At 59.9% G+C, this 17,032-nt stretch carries 20 protein-coding genes; 4 read left to right on the top strand and 16 right to left on the bottom strand.

Annotated features, from left to right (window positions below; all coding sequences use genetic code 11):
• Positions 1-88: 88 nt before the first annotated feature.
• Genes ABEH28_RS04705 through pilV form a run of 4 tightly spaced genes read right to left on the bottom strand, consistent with a single transcriptional unit; the run spans position 89 to position 2,157 of the window.
• The gene (locus ABEH28_RS04705; protein ID WP_346629267.1) at positions 89-511 is read right to left on the bottom strand and encodes a type IV pilin protein; all 423 of its coding nucleotides are present in this window, start codon (positions 509-511) and stop codon (positions 89-91) included.
• Positions 508-993 (bottom strand): PilX N-terminal domain-containing pilus assembly protein, encoded by a 486-nt coding sequence (locus tag ABEH28_RS04710; RefSeq protein WP_346629268.1) that lies wholly within the window; start codon positions 991-993, stop codon positions 508-510. Before ABEH28_RS04710 ends, ABEH28_RS04705 begins: the two co-directional genes overlap by 4 nt.
• A 10-nt stretch (positions 994-1,003) precedes the next feature.
• Positions 1,004-1,705 carry a pilus assembly protein PilW gene (locus ABEH28_RS04715; RefSeq protein ID WP_346629269.1) on the bottom strand — a complete coding sequence of 234 codons (702 nt, stop codon included), beginning with the start codon at positions 1,703-1,705 and terminating at the stop codon, positions 1,004-1,006.
• On the bottom strand, positions 1,702-2,157 hold the full coding sequence (pilV, locus tag ABEH28_RS04720) for a type IV pilus modification protein PilV (RefSeq protein ID WP_346629270.1): 456 nt from the start codon (positions 2,155-2,157) through the stop codon (positions 1,702-1,704). Before pilV ends, ABEH28_RS04715 begins: the two co-directional genes overlap by 4 nt.
• A gap of 168 nt (positions 2,158-2,325) precedes the next feature.
• Here pilV and ABEH28_RS04725 point away from each other — a divergent pair, with 168 nt between their 5' ends.
• Positions 2,326-2,829, top strand: a complete 504-nt coding sequence (locus tag ABEH28_RS04725; RefSeq protein ID WP_192173394.1) for a GspH/FimT family pseudopilin — start codon at positions 2,326-2,328, stop codon at positions 2,827-2,829.
• Positions 2,830-2,850: 21 nt separating this feature from the next.
• Here the strand turns inward: ABEH28_RS04725 and ispH are convergent, their stop codons facing one another.
• The 6 genes from ispH to murJ form a co-directional block, all read right to left on the bottom strand.
• On the bottom strand, positions 2,851-3,798 hold the full coding sequence (gene ispH, locus ABEH28_RS04730) for a 4-hydroxy-3-methylbut-2-enyl diphosphate reductase (protein ID WP_192173395.1): 948 nt from the start codon (positions 3,796-3,798) through the stop codon (positions 2,851-2,853).
• Positions 3,799-3,880: 82 nt separating this feature from the next.
• On the bottom strand, positions 3,881-4,333 hold the full coding sequence (gene fkpB / locus ABEH28_RS04735) for an FKBP-type peptidyl-prolyl cis-trans isomerase (protein ID WP_192173471.1): 453 nt from the start codon (positions 4,331-4,333) through the stop codon (positions 3,881-3,883).
• A 7-nt stretch (positions 4,334-4,340) separates the two neighbouring features.
• Positions 4,341-4,853, bottom strand: coding sequence for a signal peptidase II (lspA, locus tag ABEH28_RS04740; RefSeq protein WP_065987672.1), 513 nt, complete (start codon positions 4,851-4,853; stop codon positions 4,341-4,343).
• Positions 4,846-7,677, bottom strand: coding sequence for an isoleucine--tRNA ligase (gene ileS / locus ABEH28_RS04745; protein ID WP_346629271.1), 2,832 nt, complete (start codon positions 7,675-7,677; stop codon positions 4,846-4,848). Before ileS ends, lspA begins: the two co-directional genes overlap by 8 nt.
• 1 nt (position 7,678) lies before the next feature.
• The gene (ribF, locus tag ABEH28_RS04750; protein ID WP_192173398.1) at positions 7,679-8,626 is read right to left on the bottom strand and encodes a bifunctional riboflavin kinase/FAD synthetase; all 948 of its coding nucleotides are present in this window, start codon (positions 8,624-8,626) and stop codon (positions 7,679-7,681) included.
• A 118-nt stretch (positions 8,627-8,744) separates the two neighbouring features.
• Positions 8,745-10,289 carry a murein biosynthesis integral membrane protein MurJ gene (gene murJ, locus ABEH28_RS04755; RefSeq protein WP_346629272.1) on the bottom strand — a complete coding sequence of 515 codons (1,545 nt, stop codon included), beginning with the start codon at positions 10,287-10,289 and terminating at the stop codon, positions 8,745-8,747.
• Between the two features lie 250 nt (positions 10,290-10,539).
• Between murJ and rpsT the strand changes: the two genes are divergently transcribed.
• The gene (rpsT, locus tag ABEH28_RS04760) at positions 10,540-10,818 is read left to right on the top strand and encodes a 30S ribosomal protein S20 (protein WP_037015424.1); all 279 of its coding nucleotides are present in this window, start codon (positions 10,540-10,542) and stop codon (positions 10,816-10,818) included.
• Positions 10,819-10,886: 68 nt separating this feature from the next.
• On the opposite strand, the gene ABEH28_RS04765 is transcribed toward rpsT, so the two are convergent.
• The 5 genes from ABEH28_RS04765 to rplU all read right to left on the bottom strand — a co-directional run bounded on the left by ABEH28_RS04765 (position 10,887) and on the right by rplU (position 14,675).
• Positions 10,887-11,357, bottom strand: coding sequence for a CreA family protein (locus ABEH28_RS04765; protein ID WP_282367111.1), 471 nt, complete (start codon positions 11,355-11,357; stop codon positions 10,887-10,889).
• Positions 11,358-11,385: 28 nt separating this feature from the next.
• Complete coding sequence (gene proB / locus ABEH28_RS04770) at positions 11,386-12,504, bottom strand: glutamate 5-kinase (protein WP_346629273.1); 1,119 nt, start codon at positions 12,502-12,504, stop codon at positions 11,386-11,388.
• A gap of 85 nt (positions 12,505-12,589) precedes the next feature.
• Positions 12,590-13,813 carry an Obg family GTPase CgtA gene (gene cgtA, locus ABEH28_RS04775; RefSeq protein WP_282367114.1) on the bottom strand — a complete coding sequence of 408 codons (1,224 nt, stop codon included), beginning with the start codon at positions 13,811-13,813 and terminating at the stop codon, positions 12,590-12,592.
• Positions 13,814-14,054: 241 nt separating this feature from the next.
• Entirely contained in the window at positions 14,055-14,327 is a 273-nt protein-coding gene (gene rpmA / locus ABEH28_RS04780) for a 50S ribosomal protein L27 (protein WP_037015434.1), read from the bottom strand.
• A gap of 33 nt (positions 14,328-14,360) precedes the next feature.
• The gene (gene rplU / locus ABEH28_RS04785; RefSeq protein WP_003176051.1) at positions 14,361-14,675 is read right to left on the bottom strand and encodes a 50S ribosomal protein L21; all 315 of its coding nucleotides are present in this window, start codon (positions 14,673-14,675) and stop codon (positions 14,361-14,363) included.
• Positions 14,676-14,914: 239 nt separating this feature from the next.
• Between rplU and ABEH28_RS04790 the strand changes: the two genes are divergently transcribed.
• Both ABEH28_RS04790 and ABEH28_RS04795 read left to right on the top strand, forming a co-directional pair.
• Positions 14,915-15,883 (top strand): polyprenyl synthetase family protein, encoded by a 969-nt coding sequence (locus ABEH28_RS04790; protein ID WP_192173402.1) that lies wholly within the window; start codon positions 14,915-14,917, stop codon positions 15,881-15,883.
• A gap of 166 nt (positions 15,884-16,049) precedes the next feature.
• Positions 16,050-16,292 carry a hypothetical protein gene (locus ABEH28_RS04795; RefSeq protein ID WP_192173403.1) on the top strand — a complete coding sequence of 81 codons (243 nt, stop codon included), beginning with the start codon at positions 16,050-16,052 and terminating at the stop codon, positions 16,290-16,292.
• Positions 16,293-16,366: 74 nt separating this feature from the next.
• On the opposite strand, the gene ABEH28_RS04800 is transcribed toward ABEH28_RS04795, so the two are convergent.
• Complete coding sequence (locus tag ABEH28_RS04800; RefSeq protein WP_122535350.1) at positions 16,367-16,984, bottom strand: FKBP-type peptidyl-prolyl cis-trans isomerase; 618 nt, start codon at positions 16,982-16,984, stop codon at positions 16,367-16,369.
• Positions 16,985-17,032 lie beyond the last annotated feature (48 nt).

The following is a 17,032-nucleotide window of genomic DNA, read 5'->3' on the forward strand; positions in this document are numbered from 1 at the left end:
GTTGTTTCAATATTTGCCGGGGGGATGTGTGGCTGTTTTCGGCGGACGAACGCCCTGACGCGCGGCGCCGTAGCCGATCTAGGTCATCTCACCGCCCCCAACACCCAGCCACACTGGCAGCCCCGGACATTCCAAGATTGTCGCGCCTGCCGGTGTGTTTCAGCACAAAGCTGCCGCAGGCATCGCCCGCCATCATCCCCCCGCCCATCGGCGACGCGGTCAGCGTAAATGTCCGCTCCTTGCGCTCAGCCCCTATCCGATAAAATGCATTTCCCACTGACACCTCATGACTAAACGCCGGCGGCCCACTGACGTCCGAGTACTGCCCTGCCCGCGAATGAAACCGCTCCAGCTTCTGCGCCTCTTCAACCAGCACCCCAGCGATCTCGGAGCGGCGAGTTTTACGGGTGTATTCGCTGTACTGCGGGTACGCGACGGCGGCGAGAATCGCGACGATGGCGATGGCAATCAGCAGTTCAATCAGGGTGAAGCCTGCGGTTGCTCTGTTCATTGCCGCTGCCGCCACATCACGCGACGCTCCTGGGTGTGGATGCTTTCGAGCACGGTGCGTGAGTCGCCCTCGATGCCAACAGCCGTCACGCGATACAAGTTCCAAAACTGACCGTCGGCGCCACCGGCTGGTTGATCGGTTTTGCCGACATGCTGAATGCCGTAGAAACCACCCCGTGTCGCGACCCAATCCACGCCCGACGCCGCGCCCGTTCCGCTGCTGGAAAGGGTCAACGCTTCAGGCGGTGGCACACATTTGGCTGGCGACGAACAAGCTGGCAGGGAAAAACCCGGTGCCAGGATTTTCGCTTCCGCAATGCGCAGCGCTGTCTCGGCGGACTGAAACGACGCATCGCGCAGCTTTAGCGTGCCGGCCACTTTTTCCTGGAGCGTGGCGTTTTGCATCGACGATGTGGCCAGCAGGGTCAACAACAGCAGGAACACCAAACTGACGATCAACACCGCCCCACGTTGTGCATTCATGTTCATGTCCTCACCCCAGCCGGTTACGGATGGCGGCGACAACGTCGACGGTTTGTTCCTGCGCTCGGTCTGCAGGGTCGAACAGGGTCAGTGTCAGCCTTACGCTGCGGATTAGGGAGGGTTCGGCAGTGGCGGCGTACCGCGAGATGGAGCGGTCGTTGATGGATCCGGCGACGCCAAACAACACGCTGAACGCACGCACGTTGCTGACCAGAGGCTGGCCGTTCAGCGACAGCTCATTGCGTGCCTTGTTGAAGCGATAGACCTGCCGGTGAATCGGCATAGCGGTCTCACCCACGGCAAGTCGAGGCGCCCGGCCGTTGGAGTACGCGGTGGCGGATGAAATGCAGTCGGTGTGAATGACCCAGGTCGACCAGCCGCCGCCCTCCCCGGTTCCGGCCGTGGCGAGGGTCAGAGTGTGCGAATTGGTGTCCCACGTGATGGGGTCTTCAAACGCCCTGGAGAAACCATTACTGACGCTGGCGTCTTCGACCTTCCCCAAACAGCCGAACATCCCTACCAGCTGCACTTCCTGGACCATTTTGCTGAGCACGAATCGTGCGTCTTCCTGCAGGCTGGCGGACGATGTCTGACTGGCATAACTGCTCTTTGAACTGATAAATATCTGCGCCAAGGCCAGCGACATCACCAACCCCAGAACCAGCGCCAACATGACTTCGACGAGGCCAAAGCCCCTCTCCAGAGTCTTCATGGCCGTGCGCCCCGCTCGGCAGCGACATCGGCGATCAGCGTAAGTGTTTGCTTGTCCGCAAGCTCCTGGCTGGCACGGGAATCGTCCCACTTCAATGTAAGGGTCACGCTCGATCCCGCCACCGCAATCGATGCCTCGGCGTCGTCACCGACCGCGCGTTTCAACTGCGTCGCGAAGTCGTACAGGTCTTGCTGGCGGGGCACGGCGAGACTGCCGGAAGTAGGCGCCTGACTCAGCGAAGCCAGCGCGTAACTGGTCCCCGGATTGGCGCGGATGCGCTCGAACAGGTCATGGGCGATGAAGCTCACGTGCATGCTGCGCATCGAGCTGTCGGTGTATTTCAGGGCGTTGAGCTGCAACATCGCCACGCCCAATATGCCGACACTGAAGATCAGCAACGCGACCAGCACTTCGATCAATGTCATCCCTGATTGCATCGTCTTCCCTCGCATCGTCCACCCCTGCCATCCGCTGTGCAGCCACCAGTGAAGCCGATGCGCGGCGGTTTGCCCGGAGGATGTGTAACGGCGGCTTGCGGACATACCGGCTGACAATCGACCCGGTTGTCAGCGCGGCCAAGCGGGTGTTTGCTTGAGCGCCGCACTCAACGGAAGACGCTCGTGAAACAGCAAGGATTGACGCTGATTGAACTGCTGGCAGGGTTGGTGATTGTCGGCATCGTCGCCACGCTGGCGATCCCCGCCTTCGGGCAACTGATCGATTCTCAACGCCGTCAGGACACGGCTCAGCAACTGGCCAGTGGGCTGCGAATGGCTCGCACGGAGGCGATTCTGCGCAGTCAGCCGGTGGTGATGCAGGCGCTGGACAATGACTGGAGCCGAGGCTGGAATGTGTTCGTTGACAGCAACCGCAACCAGTTCAGGGACGAGGGCGAGCTTTCTCTGGCCGAGTTCGCCAGCCACCGAAATGTCAGGGTCGTCGGCAACAGCAAAGTAGCTGCGCGGATTGGTTTTGATAACACGGGGCGGCTGCTGAACAACGCCAACGGCACCCTGGCGGTGTGCCTCAAAGACGCACCCGCCAGTCGCTATCAGTTGGCGATCGCGGTGACCGGCAGGGTCACGCTGCGATCCGAGGGATTCGGCAGCGAGCCCTGCGCATGATGCGGTGACAGAATGACCGGATTACAGCAGTGACTTGACGCGCAATTCCTTCGGCATCGAGAAGGTGATGTTTTCCTCGCGCCCGGCCAGTTCGTCCGCGCCGGTCGCGCCCCAGGCGTGCAACTGCTCAATCACGCCACGCACCAGCACCTCGGGCGCCGAAGCACCGGCGGTAATGCCGATGCGTCCAACGCCGTCGAACCAGCTGCGCTGCATGTCTTCGGCACCATCAATCAAATAGGCCGGGGTCGACATGCGCTCAGCCAGTTCGCGCAGGCGATTGGAGTTGGAGCTGTTCGGGCTGCCGACCACGAGCACCACGTCACACTCATCGGCCAGAACCTTTACCGCATCCTGACGGTTTTGCGTGGCATAGCAGATGTCGTCTTTACGCGGACCGCCAATGGCCGGGAATCGCGAGCGCAAGGCGTCGATCACACGGCTGGTGTCGTCCATCGACAACGTCGTCTGGGTCACGAAAGCGAGGTTCTCGGGGTTGCCCACCTGCAGCTTGGCGACGTCCGCTTCGTCTTCGACCAGATAGATCGCGCCGCCATTGCTGGCGTCGTACTGGCCCATCGTGCCTTCGACTTCCGGGTGGCCGGCGTGACCGATGAGGATGCACTCGCGGCCATCGCGGCTGTAGCGTGCGACCTCGATATGCACTTTGGTCACCAGCGGACACGTAGCGTCGAACACCTTCAAACCGCGACCTGCCGCCTCGGTGCGCACCGCCTGTGACACGCCGTGGGCACTGAAAATCACGATGACGTCGTCCGGCACCTGCTCGAGCTCTTCGACGAAGATCGCGCCACGGCTGCGCAGGTCTTCGACGACGAATTTGTTATGAACCACTTCATGGCGCACGTAAATCGGCGGGCCAAAAACTTCCAGCGCGCGATTGACGATTTCGATCGCACGGTCCACCCCGGCGCAGAAGCCTCGTGGGTTGGCGAGTTTGATTTGCATGATGTGCCTCGTGTCTACGCGCAATGAAACATAAAAACGAAAAGGCCCCGAACAGTGCCGGGGCCAAGCGCTCTGGCGATGCTCAGAGTGCCTTCACCTCGAAAATTTCCACTTCGAAGGTCAACGTCTTGCCCGCCAGCGGGTGGTTGAAATCGACGGTGACCTGATCATCATCAATCGCCTTCACCACACCCGGCAGCTCGGTATTCGCCGCATCGTTGAAGATCACCAGCAGCCCTTCGGACAGCTCCATGTTCTGGAACTGCGAGCGCGGCATGATCTGCACATTCTGCGGGTTCGGCTGACCGAAAGCGTTTTCCGGCGGCACCTGAAGCGTACGTTTGTCGCCGGCTTTGAAGCCAAAGATCAGCGCTTCAAAGCCCGGAAGAAGGCTGCCATCGCCAACCTTAAAGGTCGCTGGGGCCTTGTCGAAGGTGCTGTCGACGGTGTCACCGTTTTCCAGGTGCAGCGCGAAATGCAGGGTGACTTCCGTGTTCTGACCGATGCGTGTTTCCTGTGCTGCCTGTTCGGTCATCAACTGATCAGTCATTGACGGTTTCTCCGGTTTTCTTGCTCTTGAACATGTCCAGAGCCAGCATGATCGCGCCAACGGTGATGGCGCTGTCCGCGACATTGAAGGCCGGGAAGCCGTGTTCTTTCCAATGCACGAAGATAAAGTCTATGACATGGCCGATGAAGATTCGGTCATACAGATTGCCGAGCGCCCCACCCAATATCAGGGCAAGGGCAATCGCCAGCCAGGTTTCGTCACGCCCCAGGCGCTTGAGCCAGACCACCAGCACCCCACTCACCACGACCGCAATCAGCGCAAACAACCAGCGCTGCCAGCCGGAACTGTCGGCCAGGAAGCTGAACGCAGCGCCAGTGTTGTAGGCCAGCATCCAGCTGAAGTAGTCAGGAAGGATGACGATCTGCTCGTACAACTCCAGACGGTTTTCGAAGTAGAACTTGCTGGCCTGGTCAATGACCACCACCAGCACGCTCAGCCACAACCAACCCAGTCGGCCCATACGGCCAGCCGATGCATTAGGCATAGTGACGAACCTCGCCTGCACCGCTGATGTTGTCGACGCAACGACCGCAGATTTCCGGATGCTCAGGATTGACCCCGACGTCCTCGCGGTGATGCCAGCAGCGCGCGCACTTGGCGTGGCCGGATTTGACGACCTTGAGCTTCAGACCGGCCACTTCGGTAACCACAGCATCGGCAGGCGCGCTGACGAAAGGCGCGACACTGGCCGTCGAGGTGATGAGCACGAAACGCAGCTCGTTGCTCAGTTTGGACAGATCCGCTACCAGCGCGTCTTCAGCGTACAGCGTGACTTCGGCCTGCAAGTTGCCGCCGATGGCCTTGGCCGCGCGCAGGTTCTCCATCTCCTTGTTGACCGCGACCTTCACCGCCATGATCCGCTCCCAGTAGGCGCGGTCCAGCTCGAAGCCTTCTGGCAGCTCGCTCAGGTTCTGGTACCAGGTGTTGAGCATGACCGACTCGTTACGCTCGCCCGGCAAGTACTGCCACAGCTCGTCGGCGGTAAACGCCAGGATCGGTGCGATCCAGCGAACCAGCGCTTCGGAGATGTGGAACAGCGCGGTCTGGCAGGACCGACGCGCCTTGCTGTTGGCGCCGGTGGTGTACTGGCGATCCTTGATGATGTCGAGATAGAAGCCGCCCAACTCCTGCACGCAGAAGTTGTGCACCTTCGAGTAGACGTTCCAGAAACGGTACTCGCCGTAATGCTCTTCCAGCTCACGTTGCAGCAGCAGCGCGCGATCCACGGCCCAGCGATCCAGCGCGAGCATGTCTTCGGCGGGCAGCAAGTCGGTCGCCGGGTTGAAGCCGGTCAGGTTCGAGAGCAGGAAACGCGCGGTGTTACGGATGCGACGGTACGCATCGGCGCTGCGCTGCAAGATGGTGTCCGAGACGGCCATTTCGCCGGAGTAATCGGTCGCCGAAACCCACAGACGCATAATGTCGGCGCCCAGCGTGTCGTTGACTTTCTGCGGTGCGATGACGTTGCCCAGCGACTTGGACATCTTGCGGCCGTTCTCGTCCACGGTAAAACCATGGGTGAGCAATTCACGGTACGGCGCGTGATTGTCGATGGCGCAACCGGTCAGCAGCGACGAGTGGAACCAGCCACGGTGCTGGTCGGAGCCTTCCAGGTACAGGTCGGCGCGTGGACCGGTTTCGTGGCCCATCGGGTGCGAGCCGCGCAGCACATGCCAGTGCGTGGTGCCGGAATCGAACCAGACGTCCAGGGTGTCGGAGATCTTGTCGTACTGCGGCGCTTCGTCACCCAACAGCTCGGCCGCGTCCATCTTGAACCAGGCTTCGATGCCTTCCTGCTCGACGCGCTGGGCGACTTCTTCCATCAGCTCAACGGTGCGCGGGTGCAGCTCGCCGCTTTCCTTGTTCAGGAAAAACGGGATCGGCACACCCCAGTTGCGCTGACGGGAGATGCACCAGTCAGGGCGGTTGGCGATCATCGAGTGCAGGCGCGCCTGCCCCCATGCCGGGACGAACTTGGTTTCTTCGATGGCTTTCACGGCGCGGTTGCGCAGGGTGTCGCCCGACGCTGGCTGCTTGTCCATGCCCACGAACCACTGCGCGGTGGCGCGGTAGATCAGCGGCGTCTTGTGGCGCCAGCAGTGCATGTAGCTGTGGGTGATGGTTTCGGTGTGCAGCAACGCGCCGACTTCGGTCAGCTTGTCGATGATGGGCTGATTGGCCTTGAAGATGAACTGGCCGCCAAAGAACTCCAGCGACGGGCTGTACACGCCGTTGCTCTGCACCGGGCTGATGATGTCGTCATTGGTCAGGCCGTAGGCTTTGCAGATCACGAAGTCATCGACGCCATAGGCCGGCGAGCAGTGAACCACACCGGTACCGGCACCCAGCTCGACGTAGTCGGCCAGATAGATGGGCGACAGACGACCGTAGAACGGATGACGGAAATTGATCAGCTCAAGCGCCGAACCCTCGGCCGTCGCCAACACCGAACCTTCGAGGTTCCAGCGCTTCAGGCAGGACTCAACCAATTCCTCGGCCAGCACCAGCAGACGCTCGCCGGTATCGACCAGCGCGTAGGTGAATTCCGGGTGAACGTTGAGCGCCTGGTTCGCCGGGATGGTCCACGGGGTGGTGGTCCAGATCACGATGGCAGCAGGTTTGCTCAGGCTTGGCAGACCGAAGGCGGCAACGAGCTTGTCGGCATCGGCAACCGGGAAGGCCACGTCGATGGTGGACGATTTCTTGTCCTGGTATTCGACTTCTGCTTCAGCCAATGCCGAGGCGCAGTCGAAACACCAGTTGACCGGCTTCAGACCCTTGAAGACGAAGCCGTTCTTGACCATTTCGGCCAACGCGCGGATTTCCCCGGCTTCGTTGGCGAAGTCCATGGTGCGGTACGGGTTGTCCCAGTCGCCGAGTACGCCCAGACGAATGAACTCGGCTTTCTGGCCTTCGATCTGCTCGGCCGCGTAGGCACGGCACAGTTCGCGGGTCTTGTCCGCAGGCAGGTTTTTGCCGTGGGTGACCTCGACCTTGTGCTCGATCGGCAGACCGTGGCAATCCCAGCCCGGAACATAAGGCGCGTCGAAGCCCGAAAGGGTCTTCGAGCGAACGATCATGTCCTTGAGAATCTTGTTGACCGCATGACCGATGTGGATATTGCCGTTGGCGTACGGAGGCCCGTCGTGCAGCACGAACTTGGGCCGATCCTTGCCAATTTCGCGCAGCTTCTGGTACAGGCCAATGCTGTCCCAGCGCTGCAGAGTTTGCGGCTCGCGCTGGGGCAGGCCGGCCTTCATCGGGAAGGCGGTGTCCGGAAGATTAAGCGTGGCTTTGTAGTCGGTCATTTCAGGCTCTAAAGTTTAGCGGTTGGTCGTGCCAGTGGGCACGAGCGGCAGCGACATCCGCATCGATCGCCGTCTTGAGCGCCTCAAGGGAGGCAAAGCGCTGCTCATCACGCAGCTTCTGGTGGAATACCACCGTCAAACGCCGGCCATAGATATCGCCGGTAAAATCCAGAAGGTGAATCTCCAGGTGGGGACGTCCATCGCCCGCCACGCTGGGACGCACGCCAATGTTGGCGACGCCCGGCCACACCTTGCCGTCAATCTGTGCGCTGACCAGATAGACACCGGTCAATGGCACGCGACGACGCTTGAGTTGCACGTTGGCGGTGGGCGTACCCAGCTGACGCGCCAGTTTCTGGCCATGCAGCACGCGGCCGGAAATCTCGAACGGGCGGCCCAGCAAATGCTCCGCCAGTTTGAAGTCTGCGGCGGCCAGCGCGGTGCGCACCTTGGTGCTGCTGACGCGGAAGCCGTCGATCTCGACAGTCTGTGCCGCTTCGACGGTAAAGCCCTTCTCGGCGCCTACGTTTTGCAGGAAATCAAAATCACCGATCCGGTCGCAGCCAAAGCGAAAGTCGTCGCCGACCTCCAGATGCTTCACGCCCAGGCCATCTATCAGCACGGTGTCGACAAACTCGGAGGCGCTGAGCCTGCTGAAACGCTGGTTGAATGCCAGACACAACACCAGATCAACGCCCTCGCCAGCAAGCAGATCAAGCTTGTCACGCAGTCGGGCCAGGCGGGCCGGCGCCGTCTCGGGAGCGAAGAACTCGCGCGGTTGCGGTTCGAAGATCACCACACAACTGGGCAAACCCAGCTCGACGGCACGCTCACGCAGGCGCGCCAGGATAGCCTGGTGACCCCGGTGAACACCGTCGAAATTGCCAATGGTGGCGACGCAGCCCCGGTGCTGCGGGCGCAGATTGTGAAGGCCTCGAACCAGCTGCATAACGCGCTTCTTGCTCATAAAGTGGCCGATTATAACCACACACCGCCGTCAACGACAGGCGACACATCCGGGCAAACCGCAACAATCGACGTTAACCGGCAGAAAACGACGACTGATCCTACAGGATCGCCTTGCGGGCGAAATGCCTGACCCGGAAACCCAACACCAACAAGGTGCCGAAATACGCCAGGACACCTGCCAGCACCAGCGCACCCAGGCGCAGGAAACGCTGCAGCATCTCACCGTCCGACCAGGCGGGCATCACATGCATCAGGGCCAGCAGCACGGCGGACATCACCGCCACGGCGACAATCAGCTTGCCCAAAAACACCGGCCACCCTGGCTGCGGCTGAAACAGGTCCTGCTTGCGCAACTGCCAGAACAGCAGCAAGGCGTTCAGGCATGCGCCCGCGCTGATCGCCAGCGCCAGACCCGCATGAGCCAAGTGGATGACGTAGACGAAAAGCAGGTTGAACAGCTGAGTCACTATGAGGGTGAAGATCGCGATTTTCACCGGCGTGCGGATATTTTGTTGGGCATAAAAGCCGGGGGCCAGCACCTTGATCACGATAATGCCCAGCAACCCGACCGAATACGCGACCAGCGCGCGCTGGGTCATTGCGGCATCTTCGCCGTCGAACTTGCCGTACTGAAACAGTGAAACCGTCAGCGGCTCGGCGAGCAATCCGAGCGCCAGGGTACACGGGAGCACCAGCAGGAAGCACAGGCGCAGGCCCCAGTCGAGGATGCGCGAATATTCGTGGCGATCCCGGCTGGCGTAGGTTTTCGAGAGAATCGGCAGAAGAATCGTCCCCAACGCCACGCCGAGCACACCAGAAGGCAGCTCCATCAGACGGTCGGCGTAGTACATCCAGGACACCGAGCCGGCAACAAGGAACGAGGCGAAGATCGTGTTGATGATCAGCGATATCTGACTGACTGACACCCCGAGCATGGCCGGCAGCATTTGCTTCATCACCCGCCAGACACCGGTGTCGCGCAGATTGAGGCGCGGCAGCACCAGCATGCCGATCTTCTTTAGATGCGGCAGTTGGTAAAGAAGCTGCAGCAGCCCGCCCGCTAGTACCGCCCAGCCCAGCGCCATGACGGGCGGGTGGAAATACGGCGTGAGAAACAGGGCGAAGAAGATCATCGCCAGATTGAGCAGCGTCGGCACGAACGCCGGAACGGAGAAGCGATTCCACGTATTGAGGATCGCGCCGGCCAGCGAAGACAGCGAGATGAGCAGTATATAAGGAAAGGTCACCCGCAACAGGTCCGAGGTGAGCTGGAATTTCTCCGGCGTGTCGGCAAATCCCGGCGCAGTCGCCCAGATGACCCAAGGGGCGAACATGACGCCCAACACAGTGACGATCGCCAGCGCCAACGTCAGCAAGCCGGTTACATACGCAACAAATGTGCGGGTTGCCTCCTCACCCTGCTGGCTTTTGTATTCCGCCAGGATCGGCACGAATGCCTGGGAAAAGGCGCCCTCGGCAAAGATCCGGCGCAGCAGGTTAGGCAGTTTGAAGGCGATAAAGAAGGCATCAGTGGCCATGCCGGCGCCGAATGCGCGCGCGATGATGGTATCGCGGACAAAGCCCAGCACCCGCGAAAGCATCGTAATAGAGCTAACGGCGGCAAGCGATTTGAGTAGATTCATCGAAAGGTTGTACGCCTGACCAAAGGAAGCGCCAAAGCGCGTTCCATATATGCGATACTCCGCGCCGCAAAACAGCTCAGAGCCAAAGCCCGCGAGTTTACAGGTCGCACGCCGGAAAGAAATCACCTCGGCACCACACCGCGACCACTCAGCGGAACGCATCAACTGCCCTTGACAAGCGTCAATCTCATCGGCATGATTCGCGGCCTATTTTGTTAGCTATTTCCCAAGTCTTTCGAGGAGCTCGACGGTGGCCAACACACCTTCCGCCAAAAAACGTGCAAAACAGGCTGAGAAGCGTCGCAGCCACAACGCCAGCATGCGTTCCATGGTTCGTACCTACATCAAGAATGTAGTTAAAGCCATCGACGCTAAAGACGCTGAAAAAGCGCAAGCTGCTTATGTTCTGGCCGTGCCAGTTATCGACCGTATGGCCGATAAAGGCATCATCCACAAGAACAAAGCTGCTCGCCATAAAGGTCGCTTGAATGGCCACATCAAGGCTCTGAACCTTGCTGCTGCAGCCTAAGCGATCCGCTTGTTAAAAAACCGACCTCAGGGTCGGTTTTTTATTGCCTTCGATTTGACGCTTCAGCATCAAGGCGCGGGAGCAGGCGCCCACGGCAGAATCGGGATCGCGGTCACGGCATTCTGCGGACTGCCCTCGATCACCTTGTCGCTGTAGACGAGGTACACCAGCGTGTTGCGCTTCTTGTCGAGGAATCGCACGACCTGCATGGTCTTGAACACCAGCGAAGTCCGCTCCTTGAACACCTCATCACCGTCCTTCAATTGCTCCTTGAAGTGAATGGGACCGACCTGCCGACAAGCGATGGACGCCTCTGCACGATCTTCAGCCAGACCCAGACCGCCCTTCACCCCACCGGTTTTCGCGCGGGACAGATAGCACGTCACGCCATCGACTTTGGGGTCGTCGAAAGCTTCGACCACGATCCGATCGTTCGGACCGACCATCTTGAACACGGTCGATACCTGGCCGATCTCTTCAGCCGACGCCAGCACTGGCAACATCAGTAACGCGCCTACCAGCCCTTTCATGACTCGCATGTATGCTTCCTTCTTTTGATAATGCACTTCAGACCAGAATCAAGTTGTCACGGTGCACGAGCTCAGGCTCAGCCATGTAACCCAACTCTTTGACAATGGCGTCAGAGGGCAGGCCGATGATCTTCTGCGCCTCGAGCGCACTGTAATTGCTGAGACCGCGGGCGATCTCGCGACCGTCAGCCGCCACGCACACGACCATCTCGCCGCGACGAAAGCTGCCCTGCACCAGCTTGACGCCGACCGGCAACAGACTCTTGTGGCTTTCGGTCAGCGCCCTCACCGCGCCCTCGTCCAGCACCAGCGTGCCACGGGTTTGCAGATGCCCAGCCAGCCATTGCTTGCGAGCCGCGAGCATTTCGCGCTCAGGGGACAGCAACGTGCCCAAGCGCTCGCCGGTTTTCAGACGCGCCAGGACGCGCTCGATGCGGCCACCCACAATCACGGTGTGCGCGCCGGAACGAGCGGCGAGTCGTGCAGCACGCAATTTGGTCTGCATGCCACCACGACCCAGCGCACCGCCGGTGCCGCCGGCCACTGCATCAAGGGCGGGATCATCGGCGCGGGCTTCATAAATGAGCTGCGCTTCAGGATTGTTGCGAGGGTCGGCATCGAACATGCCGTCACGGTCGGTCAGGATGACCAATAGGTCGGCTTCAACCAGGTTGGCCACCAGCGCCGCCAGGGTGTCGTTGTCGCCAAAACGAATCTCGTCGGTGACGACCGTGTCGTTTTCATTGATGACAGGGACGACGCCCAGCTCAACCAGGGTGCGCAACGTGCTTCGGGCGTTCAGGTAGCGCTTGCGATCAGACAGATCATCGTGGGTGAGCAGAATCTGCGCGGTGTGGCGCTGATGCTCGGCAAAGCTGGATTCCCACGCTTGCACCAGCCCCATCTGACCGATTGCTGCAGCGGCCTGAAGCTCATGCATGGCACTCGGTCGCGCAGTCCAGCCCAGACGACTCATGCCGGCCGCTACCGCGCCGGACGACACCAGGACCAGTTCGACACCTGCCTCATGCAGCGCCACCATCTGCTCGACCCAAACACCCATCGCGTTGCGATCCAGACCCTTGCCGTCCGCCGTCAGCAGCGCACTTCCGATCTTCACCACCCAACGCTGGGCACCTGTCACCTTGCTCCGCATGATCTTTCAACCTTAAGCCAGAGAGTCCGAATTCTAGATACTAAAACGCCGCTTCAAGAGCGGCGTCGTAGTTTACTGCAGTCGATCAGTCGCGGACGTAAATGATTTCCGGACCATCTTCGTCTTCCACGTCTTCCTCATCCCAATCGTCATCGCCGATGTCATGCACGCTCTTCACGCCGCTACGGCGCAGAGCACGCTGATCATCCAGCGCCTGCAGCTGGGCACGGGCTTCGTCTTCGATGCGTTGATCCAGCTCAGCCAGCTCGGCAGCGTAGGCCGGGTCATTGGCCAGACGGTCAGCGCGATCTTCGAGGTAGCGCATGATGTCGTGTGTCAGGCGATCGGTGCCTTCTTTGGCGATGGCCGAGATCACGTAGACAGGGCCGGTCCACTCCAGGCGATCAATGATCTCCTGCTTGCGGGCTTCATGCTCTTCTTCGAGGATCTGGTCGCACTTGTTCAGCACCAGCCAGCGATCACGGTCGGCCAGCGCAGGACTGAACTTGACCAGCTCGTTGACGATGACTTCGGCGGCATCCGGCGCGCTGCTTTCATCCAGCGGCGCCATGTCGACGAGGTGCAGGAGCAGACGCGTACGCGCGAGGTGCTTGAGGAAGCGAATCCCCAGACCGGCACCGTGGGAAGCGCCTTCGATCAAGCCGGGAATATCGGCGATGACAAAGCTTTTCCAGCGATCGACACTGACAACGCCCAGGTTCGGCACCAGCGTAGTGAACGGGTAATCAGCAACCTTTGGCTTGGCAGCCGATACCGAACGAATGAACGTGCTCTTGCCGGCATTCGGCAAACCGAGCAGACCGACGTCAGCCAGTACTTTCAGCTCCAGCTTGAGGTCACGCTGCTCACCCGGCTTGCCCGGAGTGGTCTGACGCGGCGCGCGGTTGGTGCTGGATTTGAAACGCGTGTTACCCAGACCGTGCCAGCCACCATGGGCTACCAACAGACGCTGACCGGCTTTGGTCAGGTCACCGATGACCTCTTGGGTACCGGCGTCGATCACGGTGGTGCCGACCGGCACGCGCAACACCAACTCTTCACCCTTGCGACCGGTGCAGTCGGTGCTGCCGCCGTTCGAACCGCGCTCGGCGTCGAAATGGCGGGTGTAGCGGTAGTCGACCAGGGTGTTGAGGTTTTCGTCAGCGATCATGTAGATCGAGCCGCCGTCACCACCATCACCGCCGTTGGGACCACCGTTCTCGATGAATTTTTCGCGGCGGAAGCTCATGCAACCGTTACCGCCATCACCGGCCTTTACTCGAATGGATACTTCATCAACAAATTTCATAGCGCACGCCTCCCGTCACAAAGACGAGCAAACAACATTGATTCATAAGGCTCTTGCAAAGATGAGCGTTGCGATACCGATCAAAAACCAGCGACTTCACACCACAACGGCCCACACAAACAGCTTTGCAAGAGACTCACCAGAAACAGGACCTTCTACAAACGAAAAAGCCCTGTCATCGACAGGGCTTTTCAGCTCAGGAGGCGTGAAGGTCAGGCCCTCACACCCCCTGAACGCAAGATTATGCCGCGACTTCAGTCTTTGGCACGATGCTTACATAGCGACGACCGAAGGCGCCTTTAACCTGGAACTTGATCACGCCTTCGACTTTAGCGAACAGGGTGTGATCCTTGCCCATGCCAACGCCGTAGCCAGCGTGGAATTGGGTGCCGCGCTGACGCACGATGATGTTGCCCGGAACGATAACCTGGCCGCCATACATCTTCACGCCAAGGCGTTTGGCTTCTGAGTCGCGACCGTTACGGGTACTACCACCAGCTTTTTTGTGTGCCATGAGTCAATTCTCCTAGTGAGGATTAGGCTGAAATTAAGCCTGAATACCGGTGATTTTGATCTCGGTGTACCACTGGCGGTGGCCCATACGCTTCATGTGGTGCTTACGACGACGGAACTTGATGATGCGGACTTTATCGTGACGACCTTGGGAGATCACTTCAGCCACAACGGTAGCGCCTGCAACAACTGGAGCGCCGATGTTCACGTCGTCGCCATTGGCAACCAACAGAACGCGATCAAAGGTAACGGATTCGCCGGTAGCGATTTCCAGTTTCTCAATCTTCAGGTATTCACCTGGGGCGACCTTGTATTGCTTGCCGCCAGTAACGATTACTGCATAAGACATGGTGTATCTCCGATAATCCTGCTCACCCAGCTCTTTATAGGAAGAGGTATTGGCTGGCATGGCTGCACAAGGCTGGAAGGCCGACATGCAATTGCGTAAGGCAGGTGCTGCCCAGGAAGTTAGGGTGCGCGATTGTACGCAAGCGATCAACGCCTTGCAAGCTGCGTTATGTCACGCCTTGACAGGGTGGGGCCTGCAACCTAGCATGCCGCGCAACCCTTCTGGAGCACGTCTCGCTGATGCAACCCCAAGCCTTCTACACCGCTGTGGCAGACGACTTTACCGCCGTCGACCACATTATCAAGAAGCAGCTGACATCGCGCGTGCCGCTGGTCTCCAAAATCGGCGACTACATCACTTCTGCTGGCGGTAAACGCCTGCGCCCGTTGCTCGTTCTGTTATGCGGCAAAGCGCTGGGCTCTGGCGGTGATGACCTGCGCCTGTTGGCCGCAACCATCGAATTCCTGCACACCGCGACCCTGCTGCACGATGACGTCGTCGACATGTCCGGCATGCGCCGTGGCCGCTCGACCGCCAACGCGATGTGGGGCAACGCACCGAGCGTGCTGGTAGGGGATTTTCTGTATTCGCGCTCGTTTGAGATGATGGTCGAACTGGGCTCAATGCAGGTGATGCAGATCCTGTCGAAGGCTACCCGGGTTATCGCGGAAGGCGAAGTGTTGCAGTTGTCCAAAGTGCGCGACGCCAGCACCACCGAAGAAACCTACATGGAAGTCATCCGCGGCAAAACCGCGATGCTCTTCGAAGCGTCGACCCACAGCGCCGCCGCACTGGCCAATGCCGGTCCCGAGCAAAGCGAAGCACTGCGCACCTTTGGTGATCATCTGGGGGTCGCTTTCCAGTTGGTCGACGACCTGCTGGACTATCGCGGCGACGCCGAAACCCTCGGCAAGAACGTCGGCGACGACCTCGCCGAAGGCAAGCCTACCCTGCCGCTGATCTACACCATGCGTGAAGGCACCCCTGAACAAGCCGCGCTGGTTCGTCAGGCCATTCAGAAGGGCGGCCTGGAAGATCTCGAAAGCATCCGCGATGCTGTGGAAAAGTCAGGCGCCCTCGAATACACAGCCCAGCTTGCACGCGACTACATTGCTCGCGCCATTGCCTGCCTGGATGTGCTGCCCCCGAGCATCTACCGCGACGCCCTCGTCGAGCTGAGTGAATTTGCGGTCGCGCGCACGCACTGACCGCTGCCCTGCTCCACCGAACGCCCGTCCACGTGACGGGCTTTTTGTTGCCTGCGATTCAGGACCGTTTGATAGACCTAACGCTCTAATGCGAATTAATCTCAAATAGATCCTTGCTATTCCTCAGATAAGAATTATTCTCATTGAAACACTCAAGGAGAATCACATGACGTATCTGATTGATGCCTGGCTTGATCGCCCACAGCCCTACCTTCGCATTCTGGATCGCGAGACGGGCAAAGTGTGTGCAGTGCTGGAGGAAGAGGCGCTCGACGAGTTGCGTGATCAGGGGGATCTGGATGTCAGCAGCTTGAGCTCAAGCGAACCCGGTGTTCAGAAGGAGATGGTGCGAAGTCTGTTTCTGTTCTGCTATGCGCGGGCATTGCGCCCGGCCATTGAACTGCATTGATGAGAACAGATAAAACGACGATGCCGAGCCAGCGCGGGGCTGACTCGGCATCTGTCGAGCGTGAATCGTGAACCTTACAGAACGTCGAGCAGCTCGACGTCGAAGACCAGGACGCTGTGTGGCGGAATGCTGCCAACGCCTTGAGCGCCGTAGGCCAGTTCGCTAGGAACGTACAGGCGCCATTTGCTGCCGGCCTTCATCAGTTGAAGAGCTTCGGTCCAGCCTGGAATCACGCCGCCCACCGGGAATTCAGCCGGCTCGCCACGATCGTAGGAGCTGTCAAACACAGTGCCGTCGATCAGCATGCCGTGGTAATGGGTGCGCACGTTGCTTTCGCGGGTCGGCTGAGCGCCCTCGCCCGCAGTGATCACTTCATATTGCAGACCGGAGGCCAGAGTGGTCACGCCATCACGCTTGGCGTTTTCAGTCAGGTATTCCTTGCCTGCGCCAGCCGCTGCTTCAGCTTTGGCTGCTGCTTCGGCTTGCATGATTTCGCGGATGACTTTGAAGCTCGCGCCCATTTCTTCTTGGCCAACACGGCTCGGCTTGCCGGCGAAAGCGTCGGTCAGGCCAGCCAGAATAGCGTCCAGGTCGACGCCCGGTGGCGGGTTGTCACGCAGTTGGTCGCCCAGTTGACGGCCAATACCGTAGCTGACGCGGGTTTCGTCGGTGGACAGATTGACTTCGGACATGAGACTGCTCCGCTGAAGAGCGCCCTCAGGCGCCCGTATTTAAAGGCC

The organism is Pseudomonas sp. Ps21-P2, from assembly GCF_039672565.1.
GTDB lineage: Bacteria > Pseudomonadota > Gammaproteobacteria > Pseudomonadales > Pseudomonadaceae > Aquipseudomonas.